This is a genomic window from Flavihumibacter cheonanensis (genome assembly GCF_022352215.1).
GTDB lineage: Bacteria > Bacteroidota > Bacteroidia > Chitinophagales > Chitinophagaceae > Flavihumibacter > Flavihumibacter cheonanensis.
On record NZ_JAKRWF010000007.1, the window covers coordinates 70,824 to 88,290 of the forward strand.

Genomic DNA, 17,467 nt, shown 5'->3' on the forward strand with positions numbered 1-17,467 from the left:
CAATACTATGTCGAACGTTTCATCTGCCTATAACCAATGGGCTGAAATTTATGATAGCAATAAAAACCGCACGCGGGATCTGGAAGCGATCAGCTTAAGAACTCTGCTGGCCGGTCGCCATTTCAGGAACTGCCTGGAGATTGGCTGCGGTACCGGCAAGAATACCGAATGGTTGCTGACCATTGCGGATCAGATCACTGCAGTTGATTTGTCGGAAGGCATGCTGACCAAGGCAAGAGAAAAAATCAACTCGCCGCAGGTGGCATTCATAGAAGCTGATATCACGCAGGATTGGCAATTTGCCAGAGGACCTTATGACCTCGCTACCTTTAGCCTGGTATTGGAACATATTGAAAACCTCGACAGCATCTTTGCAAAATTGAAAGCCGTGATGCAACCTAACGGCTATGTATATGTGGGAGAACTACACCCCTTTAAACAATATACCGGAACCAAGGCAAGGTTCGAAACAGCAGAAGGCCAGCAGGTGGTAACCTGTTTCAATCACCATTTAGGCGAATTTTATGCCGCAGCCAAAGCACAGGGATTTGAATTGGTGGAACTGAAAGAATGGTTTGATGAAGACAACCGCGACATGCCCCGCATCCTCAGTCTGCTGTTTCGTGTAAGCTAACAATTATGTATACACGAATCGCCACCGCCGCTGATGTTGACATCATTGTAAATTTTTATCAGCAGTTGCAGGAAGCAACCCGCCGATTGTATGCTCCGCATTCGATGGATCGGGAAAGCCTGCAGCAGCAGATAGCTGACCCTGCGCACCTGATGCTCCTAACCTTTGTGGAAGAGGAGCTGGCGGGTTACCAGGTTTTTCTCAAAGGTGCTTTTCCCTGGGAGCGCGATCGCTATATGCAATATGGAATGGCGATTCACCAGGAGACAGCTTCCTATGCCCCTGTATTGGGAGATGGATACCAGGGCAGAGGAGCAGGTACTCTCATGTTAACGCAAGCCCTTCCCTACCTTAAAGATGCAGGGATCACGCGATTGATCCTATGGGGTGGCGTTCAGTGTGCCAATATCCGCGCAGTGAATTTCTATCTGAAAAATGGATTCCGGATTGTCGGGTATTTCGAATGGGAGGGCGCCAACTATGATATGATCAGTACAATTGATGGTTCCCATAATCGCCCCGCTTCTCAGTGATGCGTTTCAAGGGAATCTGCATCCCGCCTGTTTTTTCCAGCCAGTCCCAGAGTTCATTACGGAGTCTGAGTGCGGTTTCCTGGTGTTCCGGATGACGCCAGAGATTGCGCTTTTCTTCAGGATCTGCTTCCAGGTCGTACAGCTCACTGATATCCCAGACTCCGGGGTAATAAATGAATTTATATTTTCCATCGCGCACACCAAAAGTAGTAGGTGTTTGCGGGAAAGAATATTCCCAATAGTATTCATAAAAAGCTTTGCTGCGCCAGGCGATTTTGGCGCCTTTCAGCAAAGGAAGAAAAGAATTGCCCTGCATTTGCGAAGGCTTTTCAACACGCGCAATGTCCAACACTGTGGGCGCGATATCAATGTTCTGGATCACGGCATCGAGAATTTGTCCGCCTTTTATATGTGCCGGTGCATAGACCAGCAAGGGCACTTTCTGGCTCTCTTCATACATGTTGCGTTTGTCAATCAGGCCATGTTCCCCCATAAGGAAACCATTATCCCCCATATATACGAGGATAGTATTTTTATCCTGGCCGTTTTCTTTGAGTGTTTGCAAAATGCGACCGATGCTTTCATCCACTGCCAGCAGGGTTTCACAATAGCGGCGATAAAATTCATCAAACCAAACGCGGCCATTGTACATGAAGTCCACGCCATGCCAGCTGTTGCGTTGCGCCCAAACCCAGGCCGGAATGTCTTTCACATTATAAGCAGGATCTGAAGCCGCGCGATGGGCTATCGGTAACAGGGTTGTATCACCGAAGATCTTGCTGTTAGGTTTAGCTGTGAGGTTAATGGTAGAAGGATAGGGAATCGGCTTATTGGCATAACGCCCCTTGTGCCGGGGAGCGGGCATGAATTCATCGTGTACCCCTTTGTGTGAGATATAGGCGAAGAAAGGTTGCCCCTTTTTCTGTTTGCGAATCCAATCCACCGCATGATCTGTCAGCAGGTCGGTGATGTAGGTACTGTCCTTGTATTGAATGCGTTCGCCATTGATATTGAGCCGGGGATTGAAATAAACTCCCTGTCCCGTGAAACTCTCCCAATGATGAAAGCCTTTTTGTGGCTGATCGCCCTGGTGGCCCATATGCCATTTGCCAAAGAAGCCGGTTTGGTATCCTGCTTTCTGCAGGTATTCCGGGAAGAAACGAAGATTGGGAGGCAGGGGAGAAAAATTATCGACAACTGTATGCGTATGTGCATATTGTCCGGTTAAAATAGAAGCACGCGAAGGAGAACAAAGCGCGGTGGTAACAGTTGCATTTTTCACCCAAACCCCTTCTTTGGCCATTTTATCCATATAGGGAGTTTCGAGCCAGGGAATGCGGCCAGTGAAGCCCATGGCATCGTGCCGGTGATCATCTGTAAGGATGAACACCACATTCAGCTTTTCCTGGGCCTGTGAAGTAGTAAAAAAAGTCCCGAACAGGAAGGCTGCAAGCAACTGTTTCATGTCAAAAGTTTGGTGAAAAAGATAGCCATTAATTCCGAAAATGCGATCTCTTTCGGTTGAAGGGTGTATTTTAGAGGGTATGAGAATCATCAATACCGGCATCTGTTCTTACGGCATGAGTGGCAAATTGTTTCATGCGCCATTTGTAGACAATCATCCAGGCTATGAACTAACGGCGATCGTTGAACGCCATAACCAGGAATCACGCTCCAGGTATCCGCATAGCAAGCTGGCGCGTTCAGTAGAAGACTTACTGGCGGATGATACCATCGAGCTCATCATTGTCAACACACCAACGCAAACGCATTTTGATTTTGCCAAACAGGCCTTGCAGGCAGGTAAGCATGTAATTGTAGAGAAGCCGGTAACTACCAATGCGGCAGAAGCTGCGGAACTGGATCAACTGGCAAAGGAGAAGAACCTGCATTTGATCGTGTATCAGAATCGCCGGTACGATGGAGATTATCATGCGATTAAAGAGGTAGTGGATAAGGGCTGGCTGGGCGAGATAAGGGAAGTTGAATTCAGGTATGACCGATATCGTACTGAACCCAGTGGCAAGGCCCATAAAGAGAAGAACCTGCCGGGAGCAGGAGTGCTGCATGATCTGGGATCGCATCTGACGGATCAGACTTTACAATTGTTTGGCTGGCCGCAGGCTGTATTTGCAGATATCATGACCCTGCGGGATAGCGTGGAAAGCAATGATTATTTTGAGTTGCTGCTGTTTTATCCGCGTATGCGGGTGCGCCTCAAAGCAACAGTAGTGGCACGTGAAACCGTACCTGCCTTTGTATTGCAGGGCATGAACGGGACCTTTATCCAGGAGCGATCTGATCTGCAGGAAACAGAATTACTCAAAGGAACCATTCCTTCCCTGGAACCCTGGTGCCCGGCGCCGGAAAAGGCAGATGGCTTGTTACATAGCATAATTGATGGCCAACTGGTTCGGAAAGAAACCAAGTCAACACCGGGTAATTATATGGGATTCTTTGAGGATGTGTACCAGACCCTGGTAAACGGGGCTCCAAATCCTGTACCTGTGGCAGATGCCATCAAAACCATGACCGTATTGGATGCAGCTCAGCAAAGCCATCGTGAAAAACGTGTGATCAGCCTCTAAACGCGCTGGTCAGCCGGAAAAGCCCTATTTTTGCGCTCGCTTCAGCTGGAACCCATTGCCGGCTGTGGTTTTTAATAACATTAACAACGTGAAGGGAGGACCCTGGCAGTCCAACCGATAGATTTGCGCTTTATCAACTAGTATGAGAAAAATTTCAGCCGTTTTGTCTGCCCTCCTGCTGACCCTGGCAGTTCAGGCTCAGACGGATTCCACAGTAAAAAATCCAGCTGCCCCCATACCTGCCATCAAGGAAAAAGTATCCAAACCGAAAAAAGACTGGAGCAAGGTAAAAATAGCCAACCGTGCGAATGATCATTTCATGTTCCAGTTTGGTTATGATACCTGGACCCAGGTGCCCGATTCGATCCGGCTGACCGGCATAGGCAGACACCTGAATATTTACCTGATGATGGATTTCCCCTTTAAGGTGGATCCCCGCTTCAGTGTTGGAATTGGTGTAGGCATAGGATCCAGCAATATTTTCTTTGACAAACACGATGTGCAGATTGCGGGGAATAGTCCGACACTGGCCTTCCGCAACCTGGCAGATACCAACCATTTTAAAAAGTACAAACTGGTAAATGTTTGGGCAGAAGTACCGGTAGAACTGCGTTTTGCAGCTAACCCGGAGAACACCAACAAGAGCTGGAAATTTGCGGTGGGTGCGAAAGTGGGAACCATGCTGAATGCCCACACCAAGGGAAAGAACTTCCAGACCAAATCCGGAAGCGCCATCAACAATTACACAGAGAAGATCAATTCCAGGCGTTATTTCAATGCGTTGCGGATAGCAGCTACCGCCAGGATCAGCTATGGACCATTCGGGATCTTTGGCTCCTACCAGGTGAATACCCTGATCAAGGACAACCAGGGACCGCCTGTGCACCCGATGTCGGTGGGATTAACGATCAGCGGACTCTGATATAAATAGATTCATAAGAACGCGGGCCCCCTGGCCCGCTTTTTTTGTGCTAATTTTGCCGACCTGAGCAACATCTTAATAAAAGCGAATTGATAGAAAAAAAGCAGATAGCAGAAAATGAACGCACCGTACTGGTGGGAGTGGTACAGAAAGATCAGAATGAGCAGCAGGTCACGGAGTACCTGGATGAACTGGCTTTCCTGGCCGAAACAGCAGGTGCGGAAGCTGTGAAACGATTTACACAGAAACTGGCGCATCCCGACAGCAAAACCTTTGTAGGTAAAGGAAAGCTGGAAGAGATTAAAGATTATATCACCGGAAGGGATATCAACCTGGTCATATTTGATGATGAGCTGACCGGCTCGCAGATCCTCAATATTGAAAAAGCATTAGGGGTGAAAACCATTGACCGCTCGGATCTGATCCTGGACATATTTGCGCGGCGTGCGAAAACTGCGCAGGCCAAAACCCAGGTGGAGCTGGCGCAGTACCAGTACCTCTTACCCCGCCTCAAAGGGATGTGGAAACACCTGGAACGCCAGGGAGGTGGAATTGGAACCAGGGGTCCGGGTGAAACTGAAATTGAAACGGACCGCCGGATTGTGAAGGAGAAAATCGCGCTCTTACGGAGGCGGTTAAGCGAAATAGACAAGCAATCCTTTACCCAGCGCAAGGATCGCGGGGAGTTTATCCGGGTGGCCCTGGTGGGCTATACCAACGTAGGGAAAAGCACCCTGATGAATATCCTGAGCAAGAGTGAAGTATTCGCGGAGAACAAATTATTTGCAACGCTGGATACCACCACACGAAAAGTAGTATTTGACACCACTCCCTTTTTGTTAAGTGATACTGTAGGATTTATCCGGAAGTTGCCCCACCACCTGGTAGAAAGCTTCAAAAGCACGCTGGATGAAGTGCGCGAGGCAGATATTCTGTTGCATGTGGTGGACTTATCGCATCCGCAATATGAGGATCAGTTCAATGTGGTGAATAAAACTCTGCAGGAACTGAAGGTAACTGAGAAGCCGATGATCACGATCTTCAACAAGCTGGATCAGTATGAGAAGAATGTGTTTGATGAATGGCTGGAGCCCGAGGTGAAGACCCAGATCCTGGAAGAGTTGCGCGAGCGTTGGGAGAACAATACCCAGGGCAACTGTGTGTTTGTATCTGCGATTGAGCGCCGGAACCTGGAGGGCTTGAGAGCCACGATTCTGAATAAAGTGAGGCAGTTGTACCGGGAGCGCTATCCTTATAAAACCGAGTTCTTCGGAACCTTCCAGGCGAATGAGGGAGAATAACTGGATAAAGATTGCCGAATCCGTTGAGGAGCTGCGCTTCAGTGGCAACCAGATCGCGTTAGCGGAGCTGGAAGGAAGGCCAATCTGCATCGGGCGGTATAAGGAAAAGCTGTTTGCGTTTGCGCATAAATGTCCGCATGCCAGCGGGCTGTTTGCAGAAGGATTTATTGATGCATTAGGGAATGTCGTATGCCCCTTACATAGGTACCGGTTTAATATGGGTACCGGTAGAAATGTTTCAGGTGAAGGGTATTACCTGAAGCACTGGCCGGTGGAGGAAAGGGAAGATGGGGTGTATGTGTGGTGTTAGCAAAATTCTAATTGTATTCTAATCGATCTTTAAAACTTTGGTAACACGCACATTGTAGTTTGTTCACATACGAAACACATTTTCGTCGAACAAATCACACACATGAGCTGGACCGAATCTCTCATTCAACTGGATTATACCATTTTCAAATTTATACAAAGCACCGGGGTATCTAATTTCATGGATCATTTCATGCTGGGCATGCGGGAAGCCAAACTCTGGATCCCTTTTTATGCCTTCATGTTGTACTGGATCTGGAAGAATGCAAAGTCAAAAATGCTGGTATTCATCCTGTTAACAGTAGCGAGTTTTGGATTGGCTGATTTCAGCAGTGCGTCCCTGTTCAAACCTTTTTTCGCGCGTGAGCGTCCCTGTTATGAGGACGATCTCGAGGGGGTAGTGCGCTCCCTGGTAGGTTGTGGCGGCAAATATGGATTTCCTTCTTCCCATGCCAGCAATCATTTTGCATTGGCGACCTTCTGGTACTGGGCCATTTATATGATTAAGGGGCAGCGCTGGTATTGGTTGTTCCTGTGGGCTTTCCTGATCGGCTATGCGCAGATTTATGTAGGCAAACATTATCCCATTGATATATTGGGAGGAGGATTATTGGGTATCTTTATCGGAACCGCGATGGCCAAACTCTTTGAGTACTGGGATAACCGGAAGAGAAGGATGGCCAACCCGGATACCGTACCCCTACCCTGATTAATCTTTATTACATGACGGATTTTTTGTCGCCGGTCCGCTGGCGGTCCTGGTATATTGCCCTGGTGGTAGCAGGTATCCTGGTAAACCTGTTGGGATTACACAGTAGCATCCTGGAGCCGGATGGCGCCTTGTATGCAAGCATAGCCAAAACGATGGTATTAAAAGGGGATTGGGTGAATTTGTATGCCCATAACCGCGACTGGCTGGACAAGCCCCATTTTCCTTTCTGGATGACGGCCATCAGTTATTCAATTTTTGGCATTAATGAGATCGCATATAAGATTCCGGCATTGGTATTCTGGGCGCTGGGGGGATGGTATACTTTTCAGATCGGCCGCAAGCTTTATTCCGAGCAGGTAGCGCAGGTAGCGTTACTGATTTATTTGACAGCCCTGCATTTGGTGATCTCCAATAATGATGTGCGGGCCGAGCCTTATCTGACGGGACTGTTGGCGGGCTGTGTGTATTATTGGTTGCCTAGTTCACCGGACGGGTGGCACCGGACGGGTAGAGTGTTGCTGGGAGCTTTGTTTATGGCGGCGGCGATCATGACCAAGGGTATTTTTATCCTGATACCGGTGGTGGGTGCCTTTCTCTTGCACTGGGCATTGAACGGGCAGTTGAAAGCGGAACTGAGTAAACCGAAATGGTGGATCGCGCTGGGGCTGGTGGGGGTTTTCATCTTGCCGGAATTGCTAACCTTGTATTGGCAGTTTGATCAACATCCGGAGAAAGTAGTATTTGGGAGGACGGGGGTATCGGGCTTGCGGTTTTTCTTCTGGGACAGCCAGTTTGGAAGGTTTATGAATACCGGGCCGATCAAAGGCAAGGGTGACCCAAGTTTTTTCCTGCATACCTTGTTATGGGCCTTTTTACCCTGGTCGATATTGTTGTATATCGCCATGTGGGAGAAAATAAAGGGCCTGGTGCGAAGAGAAAAAGGAGAATGGGTGTTGCCGGGGATATCGCTGATCTGTTTTTTATTGTTTTCGGCATCGCGGTTTCAGTTGCCGCATTATATGAATATCGTGTTTCCCTTCTTTGCGATAGTGACGGCGGACTGGCTCCTGCGCCAGGATGTGGAGAGTAAAAAGATCCGGGTGTTGGGAGGCATACAAGTGGGTATTTCTATATTGTTACTTGCAGGATGTATTGGATTATGGGGATTAATGTACCTGACGAATTTCAGTCCCCTGGTGTATGTATTATCCATGGCGATCATCTGGAACCTGTTAAGGAAAAAAACAGCCACTTATGGCTTTGGCTTACCCGCGCGGATGGTATTAAGTACCAGCCTGGCGGCGATTACGCTCTATGGATTTTTGAACCTTTATTTTTATCCGGCCTTGTTGCAATATCAGTCGGGCGAGCAGGTAGCCAAACAGGTGAATCAGCAGCAACCCGGCAAACGCATTTATCAAACCAATCCACTCTCCTATTCACTGGATTTTTATTCGGATGGGCCTGTACGTTATACCGATCGTGCGGAGGTAATCAGTGCAGCAAAAGACAGTGCGGTATTGTATTATAGTACCAGAGAGCAGCGCGATACATTGGTAACGATGGGCATACCGGTGCAGGTGGTGGACAGCTTTCCGCATTATCATATCTCCAAATTGAAGATCGGGTTTTTAATGCCGGATAAAAGACCGAAGTATTTGCAGTATCGGTATTTGATGGAAGTAGGTCCGAAGCCTTAGGCCTCCATATCAACCATAGCTTTAATGACTCCGTTTGAAGGATTGGAGAGAGATTTAAACTGCTCTGCCAGTTCGGTAAACGCAATGCGGTGCGTAATATAATTAGCCGGTTGAATGAGATTCGACTGCAGCGAGCTGATCACCCAGTTGAAATCATCCCTTGTTGCATTTCGGCTACTCATCAACGTGGATTCGCGTTTGTGAAATTCGGGGTGTGAAAAAGAGAAAGCTTGTTTCTGCAAACCAACCAGTACGAACCGTCCGCCGTGGGCGAGAAATTGCAGTCCGCCTTCAATAGCGTTAAGATTACCGGTAGCATCAAAAACCGCGGTGGCCATATCTCCCTTTGTGATATTTCTAATTGCTTCCACAGCATCCTGTTCTTTCGGGTTGATGGTATGCTGAATACCGAGCTGTTGTTTACAAAATTGGAGTCGCGCTGCGTTGACATCCATCGCGATAACAGAAGCACCTGTGAGTCGCGCCATTTCCATAAGTCCGAGCCCAATAGGACCTGCACCAATCACCAGGATATATTCACCGGCCTGGAGGCTGGCTCTTCTAACTGCGTGGGCGCCGATGGCCAGGGGTTCAACGAGGGCTAGTTGATCGGGGCTCATATTATTGCCCTTGACCAGGGCGGATACGGGAACCTGGATAAATTGGCGAAGGCCGCCATCGATATGGACACCGAAGACCTGGATGGAGGAGCAGCAATTGGGTTTATTGGATCTGCAGGCGATGCAGGAGCCGCAACTGAAATAAGGGATCAGGGTTACCAGGTCGCCGGGTTGGAAATTATGGGGATTGACTGCCATTTGGGGAAGCTCCACAATTTCGGCGCAGATTTCGTGGCCAAGGATACGGGGGTATTGGAAGAAGGGTTGGGTACCCTCGAAAGCGTGGAGATCGGTACCACAGATACCGACCTGTTTGACCTTGAGCAGGGCGGTTGGGGTGTTAGTGGAAGGAGGTGTCGGCTCCAGTTGATCCTGCCGGTAAAGAAAGGATCCGGGTTGGTCGCAAATAAGGGAAGAGTATATCATATAAAGTTGATATGCAAACTACTAAGAATATGGGGGTGGGGGGCAGGAAATTTTCATTTAAAAATTTTGTACCAATGCAAAAATCCCTATTTTTGCACTCCCCAAAAGGGAAACCGGCCTGGTTTAAAAAGGCAACTTCCTCCTTAGCTCAGTTGGTTAGAGCATCTGACTGTTAATCAGAGGGTCGCTGGTTCAAGTCCAGCAGGGGGAGCGAAAAAAGCAGCTACAACAAGTAGTTGCTTTTTTATTAGAGTACCATTCGGGTGCTATTCTACGTCCATTCGGCATAAGTTGACCGTCCATTCAGTCAACAAGTACCGTTCAGGTATCGTTAGTTGATCGTTCTGCAATCGTCAGTGAACCGTCAGTGAATCGTTCAGTAATCGTTCAGAGATAGGTTTCGAAATCAATCCAAGCAACTATTTTTCTTCTGAAACTTCCGCAAAGCAATTCAGGCCTTACGCGAATACAATCAATTCATCCAGGACAATCAGTGGAGGAAAATTCTAGTTACTGAATTTATAAAAAACTATTGATAAAACATCTCTTAACCCTTGCAAAGTTGCCCGGAATATTTTATGTTTAGGCACTTATCCTTTGATCCCTGAAATGGGACTCAGGTGGCGAAGCATTGGCAGCCAGCCAACAACCCAAAAGCCCATCTAAAAGAAAACCGTGTTTTAGCTGAATTTTTTTGAAGTACGTACAGGAATAACCTTGATTTACTAGCTTGTTGAACAAGTAGAGAAAATGTGGGGTTATGAAAAATGCAAGTGGGCTTGGCCATGAGGAGAAATGGGAATTGGTATGGGTTCGTCAGATTTACCTTTCGGGTATGCATCACCGGGGGGCTGATCGGATCGCCCTATATTTCCCGGATGATCGGGTACTACTAACAATCTTACGACCGTTAGGAATTCAGTGGTCCAGGACCCACAGATGTTGGTATGGGCCGATGAGTGCAGTGTGGTTCCGGCGATTAGAGGAGTTGGTAGGCGATAGGCTGGGTTTAGACCGCCAGGCATTGGATCTATTTCTGCAAAAAAAGGTAGTACCGGAGGAGTTGCAGGAAGCGATTCGTGTGGCTAGCAATGAAAAACCGGAAGGGATAGCCGAATTACCGCCACCGGCACAACAAACCAGATCGTACTTACCCAAAAGCCGGTTATCGCTAGAGAATCAGCAGGCCCTGGAAGCAACGAAAAGGGAATTGATATTAAAGGCGTATAGTCCCAGTACCATTCGGACCTATTTAAATGAACTAGGAGTTTACTACCATACATTAGGAAAGCATCGGGCAGATGAAATGACTGCCGACCGGATCAAAGATTACCTGGCTTATTGTTTTACGGAGTTGAAGTTAAGTGAGCATACGATCCATAGCCGGATCAATGCATTGAAGTTTTATTATGAGCAGGTATTGAAGCGGGAGCGGATGTTTTTTGAGATTTCGCGGCCCAAGAAACCCTCTCAGTTACCCAAATTATTAAATGAGGATGAGTTAGCCCGCTTGTTCAATGCATTAGAAAATCGCAAGCACAAGGCGATGTTGTTTACGATTTACAGTGCGGGGTTGCGGGTAAGTGAATTGGTACGATTGAAGTTAGGAGATATTGATGCGAACCGGATGCAATTATTTGTGGAGCGGGCGAAAGGGAAGAAGGATCGGTATGTGAATTTGAGTCCGGTTTTGCTGGACATTTTGCGGAAGTACATTCAGCTATTGGACAAGCGCCCGAAAGAATACTTATTTGAATCAGAGCAGACGGGAACCGCTTACTCCACCCGAACGGTTCAGGAGATCTTTCACCAGGCGAAGCAGCGGGCGGGCATCATGAAGGAGGTTGGTGTACACAGTTTGCGCCACAGCTTTGCGACACATTTGCTGGACAAAGGTGTGGATATCCGTTACATCAAAGATTTGCTGGGTCATTTCAACATCAAAACAACGGAGCGGTACTTGCATGTAAGCAAGAAGCAGTTGGTAAATATTATTAGTCCGTTTGATGATTTAATCCGTCGCGGCGGTGTGGAATGGTGAAAGGGGAAGGGAAGAATGGAGAAAAGGGGGAAAGGAGGAAAGGAAAACGGAGGAAAGGAAAACAAAAGACAAGATACGGGAAACAGGATACAGGAGGCGGGATACAGGATACGGAAAAAAGGAGACCGCAAACGGGAAACAATTAAATAGGCAAACAATTCACCTCAACGCGCCCCCACCCCAAAATTGTATTGGCGCAACCACAATCCGCCTCAACGCGAAGAAGGTGATTGATAATGAGGCATTTAATTTTTAACGAACTTCGTCTAATTGCGTAAATAAACGCGTTATCGGTAACTCTATGACAACACATCTAACATATAGACATACAATGAAATTTCACATAACAATCTTCTTAAGCATATTGACAGTTTTGACATCGTGCAACGGTCAGTCCTCTTATCAAAAAGGTAACAGTGACCAATTTTTAAAAGGTGACACGGTAAAAGAACTCGGCAGTAACATAATGGTCGTTTATCAAGACAAGAAAAATATTTATTGGTTTGGAAGTTGGGAAACAGGAGTTTATAGATATGATGGAACGAAATTGATTAATTACACAACAAAGCACGGTTTGCCAAACAATAGAGTTGATGAAATACAACAAGATGAATCTGGCAATATATACTTCGCCAGCTTTTATCCAAAGCCGACCATTGTTAAGTTTGACGGAAACACATTTACAACATTAGCTCCAATTCCCAGCAATGATTGGCAACTTACATCCATAGATTTATGGTTTAAACATACCTACGATTTAGAAAATTACGTTTATCGGTATGACGGCAAAACTTTACATAAATTGCAGTTGCCTGAGCCACCAAATCTGCCCAATCCTTTTGGAGTCTACAGTATTTATAAAGACATAAAAGGCAATATTTGGTTTGGCACAAACCCTGTTGGTGTTTGCCGATATGATGGAAAATCGTTTGATTGGATAACCGAAGAAGATGTGACCGAATTTCGTAACGAGGGAGCAAACGGTGTGCGTTCTATTACGGAAGATAAAAATGGTGACTTTTGGTTCAATACCGAAAACCGTTATAGTATTTACGACAACATAACATTAAAAAGCAATAAGTTTTATACAAGACACGAAAGCATAGGCAGTTTGGATGGAATAAAGAACAGCAATTTGGACGAATATCTATCAACAGTGAGAGATGACAATGACAATTTGTGGTTTGTAACCTATCTTGATGGAGTTTGGAAATACGATGGAGCGAATGTCATACATTATCCTGTTCAAGATAATTCCAAAAACATAACTTTATTCAGCATTTACAAAGATAATAAAGGCCACCTATGGCTTGGAACACACGAAAACGGAGCATTTAAGTTTGACGGGAAAACATTTAATAGATTCGCACTATGACTGACGAAAGAAGAGCTACCGATAACATAGCATTGGCAAAATAGGGGGCAGACGTGGGGAAATGAGCATTGGCAATTCTAGTCATCATTGTATCTTTAACCAGGCAGACGTGCAAGGAATCCCCCTACTTCGCCAATGCTTTGCCCGTTAGTGGCAATCAGAAACCCTCCAATGGAAACACCCAAAGAATTTGAAATACTCATACGTCAAAAAATACCTATAGTGAGTAGTTTTCTTTACGGCCTTATGATTTTCCTTTTTGTTTTTTTATTCATATTTTATGTGGTTATGTATCCAGCGACAAACTCTAAGTCTTCGTCGGAGATGCAGACCGCATATTACATTTTAATAGTTCCGAATTCATTTAAAGTATTATCGTCCTTTTCGTTTATCGGACTTCTTATTGTTGTGCCTCTTTACTATCGGTCAAGACTGCACAAACCTGCCATTTTACTATTTGAGGAAAAGAGCGTTTTAATTACTGGAAAGAAAATCAGCATTGACATTCCAAAACGACATATCAAGACGGTTTACTGCAATGATTTAAAAAATGCTTTTGGAGAGCCTAAAGAAAAATTGCAAGTCGTGATACGGCAAAATACTCACAAAAACACCACATTTAGGCTGAAGCACTATGAACAGGGAGGTGAGTTAATTGATGTATTAAGTACCTTAGAAAATGTGGAAATTGTTGGCTATCAAAATGAAATGTTGGGTGACCACCAAGAGGACGAATGACTGCCACTAACAGAGCAGTTTGGCGCTAGTGGGGCGGACGGGTCAAGGATGAGCGGCAGAAATTAAATCGGCATCAATTTCAACGGATAGTCTCTATTAGGCTCTTTTAAGTAAAAATCAATAGTAAATCAATAATCAGCGGTAGTACAGGCGGACGAACATAAATTCCCCACCATCGCCAAGCTGCCGCCGTTAGGTGCAAGTTAACCCGACCACCCGAAAATCGACCATAAACAAGTAATGACTTAAAATTAAAATGAAAGACTTAAATTATTTCGTTGACAAATACAAAGAGCAACTTGAAAAAGGTGACATTCAAGAAGCATATGTTGGACTTGTTAAATATGTAACAAGACTTGGAACAAATTTATCAAACAACCTTGCAGACGCATATTCATTCGGAAGTCTTTTTCAAGGTTATATGGACTATACATATTTTTATTACACAAACGACTTTTTAAAAAAGAGAAAGCTGAAAATGGGACTTGTACTGAACCATAGAAAAATGCAGTTTGAAATTTGGCTGTTAGGACAGACAATCCCAATTCAAGAAAAATATTGGGAATACTTTAAATCGACAAAGTGGAATAAAGAAAGAACAACAAGACCTCAATATTCAATTCTTGAAACAGTGCTAATTGACAAGCCAAACTTTAACGACTTGGATAAACTATCAAAACAAATAGAGAATAAATTAATTTCTATTACAGACGAAATAATTGAAGATATAAAAAAAAGTAAATTGACATAAATAAAATAAAAACCTGCACCTAACAGTGCAGTTTGGCACTAGTGGGGCGGACGTGATAAGCAACCGGCAGTAGAATATAACCAGGCATCAGTTTTAGCGGAAGAATAAAATGAACCTTAGGTAATTTAAATTCAACAACAGATGAATAATTAGCGGTAGTTATGGGCGAGCGGGTTTCAAGTTCCCCACCATCGCCAAGCTGCCGCCGTTGCCTGCAATCAATTCAGACACCTTGAAACTGCAAAGACCATTAAAAGACAAAGAGCTAAAAATCCTTGACAAGCGACTAAACCAGTTAGACAGGAACTTCAAAAGTCAAAAGCGGTTCTTGTTTTTCTGGACACTGCTTGTTTTTGTTGTTGGCACTTTCGCATACTTCAAAATGGACTCGACAAGTAAGGTGCTTCTTTTAGTTGCAACTGTGGTCATTTACATTGGAATTGGTGCTTGGGTGACCGGCAAGGAATACCTGAAACAGCAGAAAGAGAGAAAAAGTATTGCCTTTTTAAAAAACAAGAACCTTGTGACAGTCGTTGAGGTCAACTCCGACTTGTATTATGAACTGAAAGAGCATGAGGACGAAGGCGTTCATTACCTTTTTCAGCTTCCAGACAACAAAGTTTTCTCATTTGGCGGTCAAGACTTTTATCCAAATAGAAAATTTCCGTCCGACAAATTTGAAGTTGTGGAGGGGCGTGGGCTGAATAACGAAATTCTTCTATTGGAGACATTCAGCTATGGTAAGAAAATAAAGCCAACACGGGTAATTGCAGGACAAGAGAAATGGAACTTACTAAACAACTCTAACTATCCAGACCCAGAGAAGTTGACTGTTGTTGACGGAAGGATTGAAGATTATTTACAAGTAGCTGCCACATGACGACTTTAACTGCAGGCAACATGGCATTTCTGCAATAGCGGCTGAAGAATAAGTGCTGAACAATTGTAATTCTATTTAACTAACCAATAAATTTAAGCTGACGAAACATTAATTTCCGCTACTGCAGAAATGCCTGTTCCGTTGGTAGCAATGCTATGACAGACCTCGATACTATAGCAAAACTGAACGACTACGAAGACGAAGACATCTTTGACGTCGTTGTAAAACTTGAAAAGTCATTCGGCATGAAGTTCAACAGGGACGCATTCATCCATATCAAGACATTTGGCGACCTGTGCGACGTGTTTGAAAACCACACTAACTACGAAAATCGTGACGACTGCACTAAACAGCAAGCTTTTTATCGAGTTCGTGAAGCTATTGCTTCGACACAACAAATGAGCCGTGACAATATCCAGCTTGCCACTAAACTTTCAGACCTGTTTCCAAGTCGTGACCGTCCGCAAAAAGCAAAGAAATTCAAAAGGGCTGTTGGCATAGACATTAAAATCTTGACCTATCCAAGCTGGCTTGCATTGACATTTGCACTTGTTTTTTTATTGTCACTTGGTGCTTTATTCTATGAATGGAAAATTGCGGTGAGTGGAATTGTACTTTTCATAACGGCTATCAAGATTGCTGAAAATTTGGGCAACACTTTAGTAATCTCAACCGTTCATGAGTTGACAGAGAAATTAGCAAGAGAACATTACGTTGACGTTAGACGAACAAAAGGAACATACAACAAGCAGGAACTTTTACAAACCATCATTGACACGTTTAGTAACGACCTTGCAATTGAAAAGGCTTACCTGACGAGAGACGCAACATTCAGTTGGACAAAAAGCACTGCTACCAACAAAAGTATTGGCTAAAGCAGGGCGGGACGAGGAAACTTCAACAGTAGATCATTGATGAGCATATGTCCAGGCTGGTCACGATTTCTATTAGGCTATTGGAATTATAAATGAACATTTGTAAATATAATATCGGTTGGCCGAGCGGGCCGTTAGTAATGCCCCTGCCTTCGCCAATACCTGAACGTTGTAGGCAACCTTAGATACAGACCATGAATGGAATAAGCATCCTCTTTATTTTCCTGATTTTACTATTAGCAATTGTCTTCATAGTTGGGATAATCATTTTGTTTGTAGGTCTTTTAAAAAAAGATAAAAGAAATTCAACTACAACGAAAGGGCTCATTTTTATGAGTATTCCAATAGGGATAGTTGCTATTGTTATTCTTTACGAATTTTCGCATGACAAGTTCACTAAAAAACCTACGGATAAAGACCTTGTTGGCGTTTATCATATCACTGACGCAAATAGTCTTATTTCAACTAACCAATATCATTCATATACTCTTGAATTCAAAAATGACGGGACATTTTATTTAACACCAACACCAAATATAAATGTCTGTGAAACTGGGAAATATTTTGTTGACTGGCAATTCAAGTTTAATGAACTTTCCTTTCAGTGTGACAAAGGGTTTACAACAGCTCATATTGACAGAAATTTTTCAGGATATAGAATAGAATTTATTGTTGGCGACCCAGATAGCGGAGAAAGTATTTTTTTCAGTAAAGAAAAATAGTTCTAGCGTGAAAAGGCTGCCTACAACATTGGTATTTGCAAAAGCTGGGCGGACGGAAGCCTTGATTCAACTTTTTGTTTTTCAATTTGGCTTCATATCGGGCAGGCGAATAACTATTTAGCTATGTGCAAACCATCAACTTTCATTTAAAAATTTAGCTTAAGGTAGCCGGGCCGACGGAAGTTTATTCCCCAGCCTTCGCAAATACCTGGCCGTTAGCGGTAATTCAACGCCGGCTGTACACGTGTTATGGTGTCGGTGGTTGCCCTAACTTTTAAATCAAAAGGTCCTTTTAAGTTGGCCCGGAACAATTGCTTCAGCTTGCTAAGCCGGACAAAAT

17 protein-coding genes and 1 tRNA gene are annotated in these 17,467 nt (G+C 44.7%); 16 read left to right on the plus strand and 2 right to left on the minus strand.

Annotation, left to right across the window (positions count from 1 at the left end; translation table 11 throughout):
• The first annotated feature begins 7 nt into the window (after nucleotides 1-7).
• The gene (locus tag MD536_RS20580; protein ID WP_239603642.1) at nucleotides 8-634 is read left to right on the plus strand and encodes a class I SAM-dependent DNA methyltransferase; all 627 of its coding nucleotides are present in this window, start codon (nucleotides 8-10) and stop codon (nucleotides 632-634) included.
• 5 nt (nucleotides 635-639) lie between these two features.
• Complete coding sequence (locus tag MD536_RS20585) at nucleotides 640-1,167, plus strand: GNAT family N-acetyltransferase (RefSeq protein ID WP_239603644.1); 528 nt, start codon at nucleotides 640-642, stop codon at nucleotides 1,165-1,167.
• On the opposite strand, the gene MD536_RS20590 is transcribed toward MD536_RS20585, so the two are convergent.
• Entirely contained in the window at nucleotides 1,124-2,632 is a 1,509-nt protein-coding gene (locus MD536_RS20590) for a sulfatase family protein (protein WP_239603646.1), read from the minus strand. The genes MD536_RS20585 and MD536_RS20590 overlap by 44 nt on opposite strands.
• Nucleotides 2,633-2,711: 79 nt before the next feature.
• Here MD536_RS20590 and MD536_RS20595 point away from each other — a divergent pair, with 79 nt between their 5' ends.
• The 6 genes from MD536_RS20595 to MD536_RS20620 all read left to right on the plus strand — a co-directional run bounded on the left by MD536_RS20595 (nucleotide 2,712) and on the right by MD536_RS20620 (nucleotide 8,699).
• On the plus strand, nucleotides 2,712-3,755 hold the full coding sequence (locus MD536_RS20595) for a Gfo/Idh/MocA family oxidoreductase (protein WP_239603648.1): 1,044 nt from the start codon (nucleotides 2,712-2,714) through the stop codon (nucleotides 3,753-3,755).
• A 142-nt stretch (nucleotides 3,756-3,897) separates the two neighbouring features.
• Nucleotides 3,898-4,677: an outer membrane beta-barrel protein gene (locus MD536_RS20600; RefSeq protein ID WP_239603651.1), complete on the plus strand. Its 780-nt coding sequence runs from the start codon at nucleotides 3,898-3,900 to the stop codon at nucleotides 4,675-4,677.
• A gap of 89 nt (nucleotides 4,678-4,766) precedes the next feature.
• On the plus strand, nucleotides 4,767-5,978 hold the full coding sequence (gene hflX, locus MD536_RS20605) for a GTPase HflX (protein ID WP_239603659.1): 1,212 nt from the start codon (nucleotides 4,767-4,769) through the stop codon (nucleotides 5,976-5,978).
• Entirely contained in the window at nucleotides 5,965-6,288 is a 324-nt protein-coding gene (locus MD536_RS20610; protein WP_239603661.1) for a Rieske (2Fe-2S) protein, read from the plus strand. The genes hflX and MD536_RS20610 overlap by 14 nt, the downstream gene beginning before the upstream one ends.
• Nucleotides 6,289-6,390: 102 nt before the next feature.
• Nucleotides 6,391-6,996, plus strand: coding sequence for a phosphatase PAP2 family protein (locus tag MD536_RS20615; RefSeq protein ID WP_239603671.1), 606 nt, complete (start codon nucleotides 6,391-6,393; stop codon nucleotides 6,994-6,996).
• Between the two features lie 14 nt (nucleotides 6,997-7,010).
• Nucleotides 7,011-8,699 carry an ArnT family glycosyltransferase gene (locus MD536_RS20620; RefSeq protein WP_239603673.1) on the plus strand — a complete coding sequence of 563 codons (1,689 nt, stop codon included), beginning with the start codon at nucleotides 7,011-7,013 and terminating at the stop codon, nucleotides 8,697-8,699.
• On the opposite strand, the gene MD536_RS20625 is transcribed toward MD536_RS20620, so the two are convergent.
• On the minus strand, nucleotides 8,696-9,745 hold the full coding sequence (locus MD536_RS20625) for a zinc-binding alcohol dehydrogenase family protein (protein ID WP_239603675.1): 1,050 nt from the start codon (nucleotides 9,743-9,745) through the stop codon (nucleotides 8,696-8,698). The two genes, MD536_RS20620 and MD536_RS20625, sit on opposite strands and share 4 nt — an antisense overlap.
• Before the next feature lie 137 nt (nucleotides 9,746-9,882).
• Here MD536_RS20625 and MD536_RS20630 point away from each other — a divergent pair.
• The 8 genes from MD536_RS20630 (at nucleotide 9,883) to MD536_RS20665 (ending at nucleotide 17,127) form a co-directional block, all read left to right on the plus strand.
• Nucleotides 9,883-9,956: transfer RNA gene (locus MD536_RS20630), tRNA-Asn, on the plus strand.
• A 549-nt stretch (nucleotides 9,957-10,505) separates the two neighbouring features.
• Complete coding sequence (locus MD536_RS20635; protein ID WP_239603677.1) at nucleotides 10,506-11,786, plus strand: tyrosine-type recombinase/integrase; 1,281 nt, start codon at nucleotides 10,506-10,508, stop codon at nucleotides 11,784-11,786.
• 331 nt (nucleotides 11,787-12,117) lie between these two features.
• A complete protein-coding gene (locus MD536_RS20640; RefSeq protein WP_239603679.1) occupies nucleotides 12,118-13,161 on the plus strand; it encodes a ligand-binding sensor domain-containing protein in 1,044 nt (347 codons plus the stop codon).
• A gap of 222 nt (nucleotides 13,162-13,383) precedes the next feature.
• Nucleotides 13,384-13,899, plus strand: coding sequence for a hypothetical protein (locus MD536_RS20645; protein WP_239603681.1), 516 nt, complete (start codon nucleotides 13,384-13,386; stop codon nucleotides 13,897-13,899).
• A 256-nt stretch (nucleotides 13,900-14,155) separates the two neighbouring features.
• Nucleotides 14,156-14,650, plus strand: coding sequence for a DUF7000 family protein (locus tag MD536_RS20650; protein WP_239603683.1), 495 nt, complete (start codon nucleotides 14,156-14,158; stop codon nucleotides 14,648-14,650).
• 232 nt (nucleotides 14,651-14,882) lie between these two features.
• The gene (locus tag MD536_RS20655; protein WP_239603685.1) at nucleotides 14,883-15,530 is read left to right on the plus strand and encodes a hypothetical protein; all 648 of its coding nucleotides are present in this window, start codon (nucleotides 14,883-14,885) and stop codon (nucleotides 15,528-15,530) included.
• 155 nt (nucleotides 15,531-15,685) lie between these two features.
• A complete protein-coding gene (locus MD536_RS20660; RefSeq protein ID WP_239603687.1) occupies nucleotides 15,686-16,405 on the plus strand; it encodes a hypothetical protein in 720 nt (239 codons plus the stop codon).
• 194 nt (nucleotides 16,406-16,599) lie between these two features.
• Entirely contained in the window at nucleotides 16,600-17,127 is a 528-nt protein-coding gene (locus MD536_RS20665) for a hypothetical protein (RefSeq protein ID WP_239603689.1), read from the plus strand.
• The last annotated feature ends 340 nt before the right edge of the window (nucleotides 17,128-17,467 follow it).

Excerpts from the sequence above, each read along its gene's own strand:
- MD536_RS20610 (WP_239603661.1), top strand. The coding sequence starts at position 5,965 with ATGAGGGAGAATAACTGGATAAAGATTGCCGAATCCGTTGAGGAGCTG.
- MD536_RS20615 (WP_239603671.1), top strand. The coding sequence starts at position 6,391 with ATGAGCTGGACCGAATCTCTCATTCAACTGGATTATACCATTTTCAAA.
- MD536_RS20590 (WP_239603646.1), bottom strand. The coding sequence starts at position 2,632 with ATGAAACAGTTGCTTGCAGCCTTCCTGTTCGGGACTTTTTTTACTACT.
- MD536_RS20580 (WP_239603642.1), top strand. The coding sequence starts at position 8 with ATGTCGAACGTTTCATCTGCCTATAACCAATGGGCTGAAATTTATGAT.
- MD536_RS20585 (WP_239603644.1), top strand. The coding sequence starts at position 640 with ATGTATACACGAATCGCCACCGCCGCTGATGTTGACATCATTGTAAAT.
- MD536_RS20650 (WP_239603683.1), top strand. The coding sequence starts at position 14,156 with ATGAAAGACTTAAATTATTTCGTTGACAAATACAAAGAGCAACTTGAA.
- MD536_RS20625 (WP_239603675.1), bottom strand. The coding sequence starts at position 9,745 with ATGATATACTCTTCCCTTATTTGCGACCAACCCGGATCCTTTCTTTAC.
- MD536_RS20635 (WP_239603677.1), top strand. The coding sequence starts at position 10,506 with ATGAAAAATGCAAGTGGGCTTGGCCATGAGGAGAAATGGGAATTGGTA.
- MD536_RS20640 (WP_239603679.1), top strand. The coding sequence starts at position 12,118 with ATGAAATTTCACATAACAATCTTCTTAAGCATATTGACAGTTTTGACA.
- MD536_RS20620 (WP_239603673.1), top strand. The coding sequence starts at position 7,011 with ATGACGGATTTTTTGTCGCCGGTCCGCTGGCGGTCCTGGTATATTGCC.
- MD536_RS20595 (WP_239603648.1), top strand. The coding sequence starts at position 2,712 with ATGAGAATCATCAATACCGGCATCTGTTCTTACGGCATGAGTGGCAAA.
- MD536_RS20665 (WP_239603689.1), top strand. The coding sequence starts at position 16,600 with ATGAATGGAATAAGCATCCTCTTTATTTTCCTGATTTTACTATTAGCA.
- MD536_RS20600 (WP_239603651.1), top strand. The coding sequence starts at position 3,898 with ATGAGAAAAATTTCAGCCGTTTTGTCTGCCCTCCTGCTGACCCTGGCA.
- MD536_RS20660 (WP_239603687.1), top strand. The coding sequence starts at position 15,686 with ATGACAGACCTCGATACTATAGCAAAACTGAACGACTACGAAGACGAA.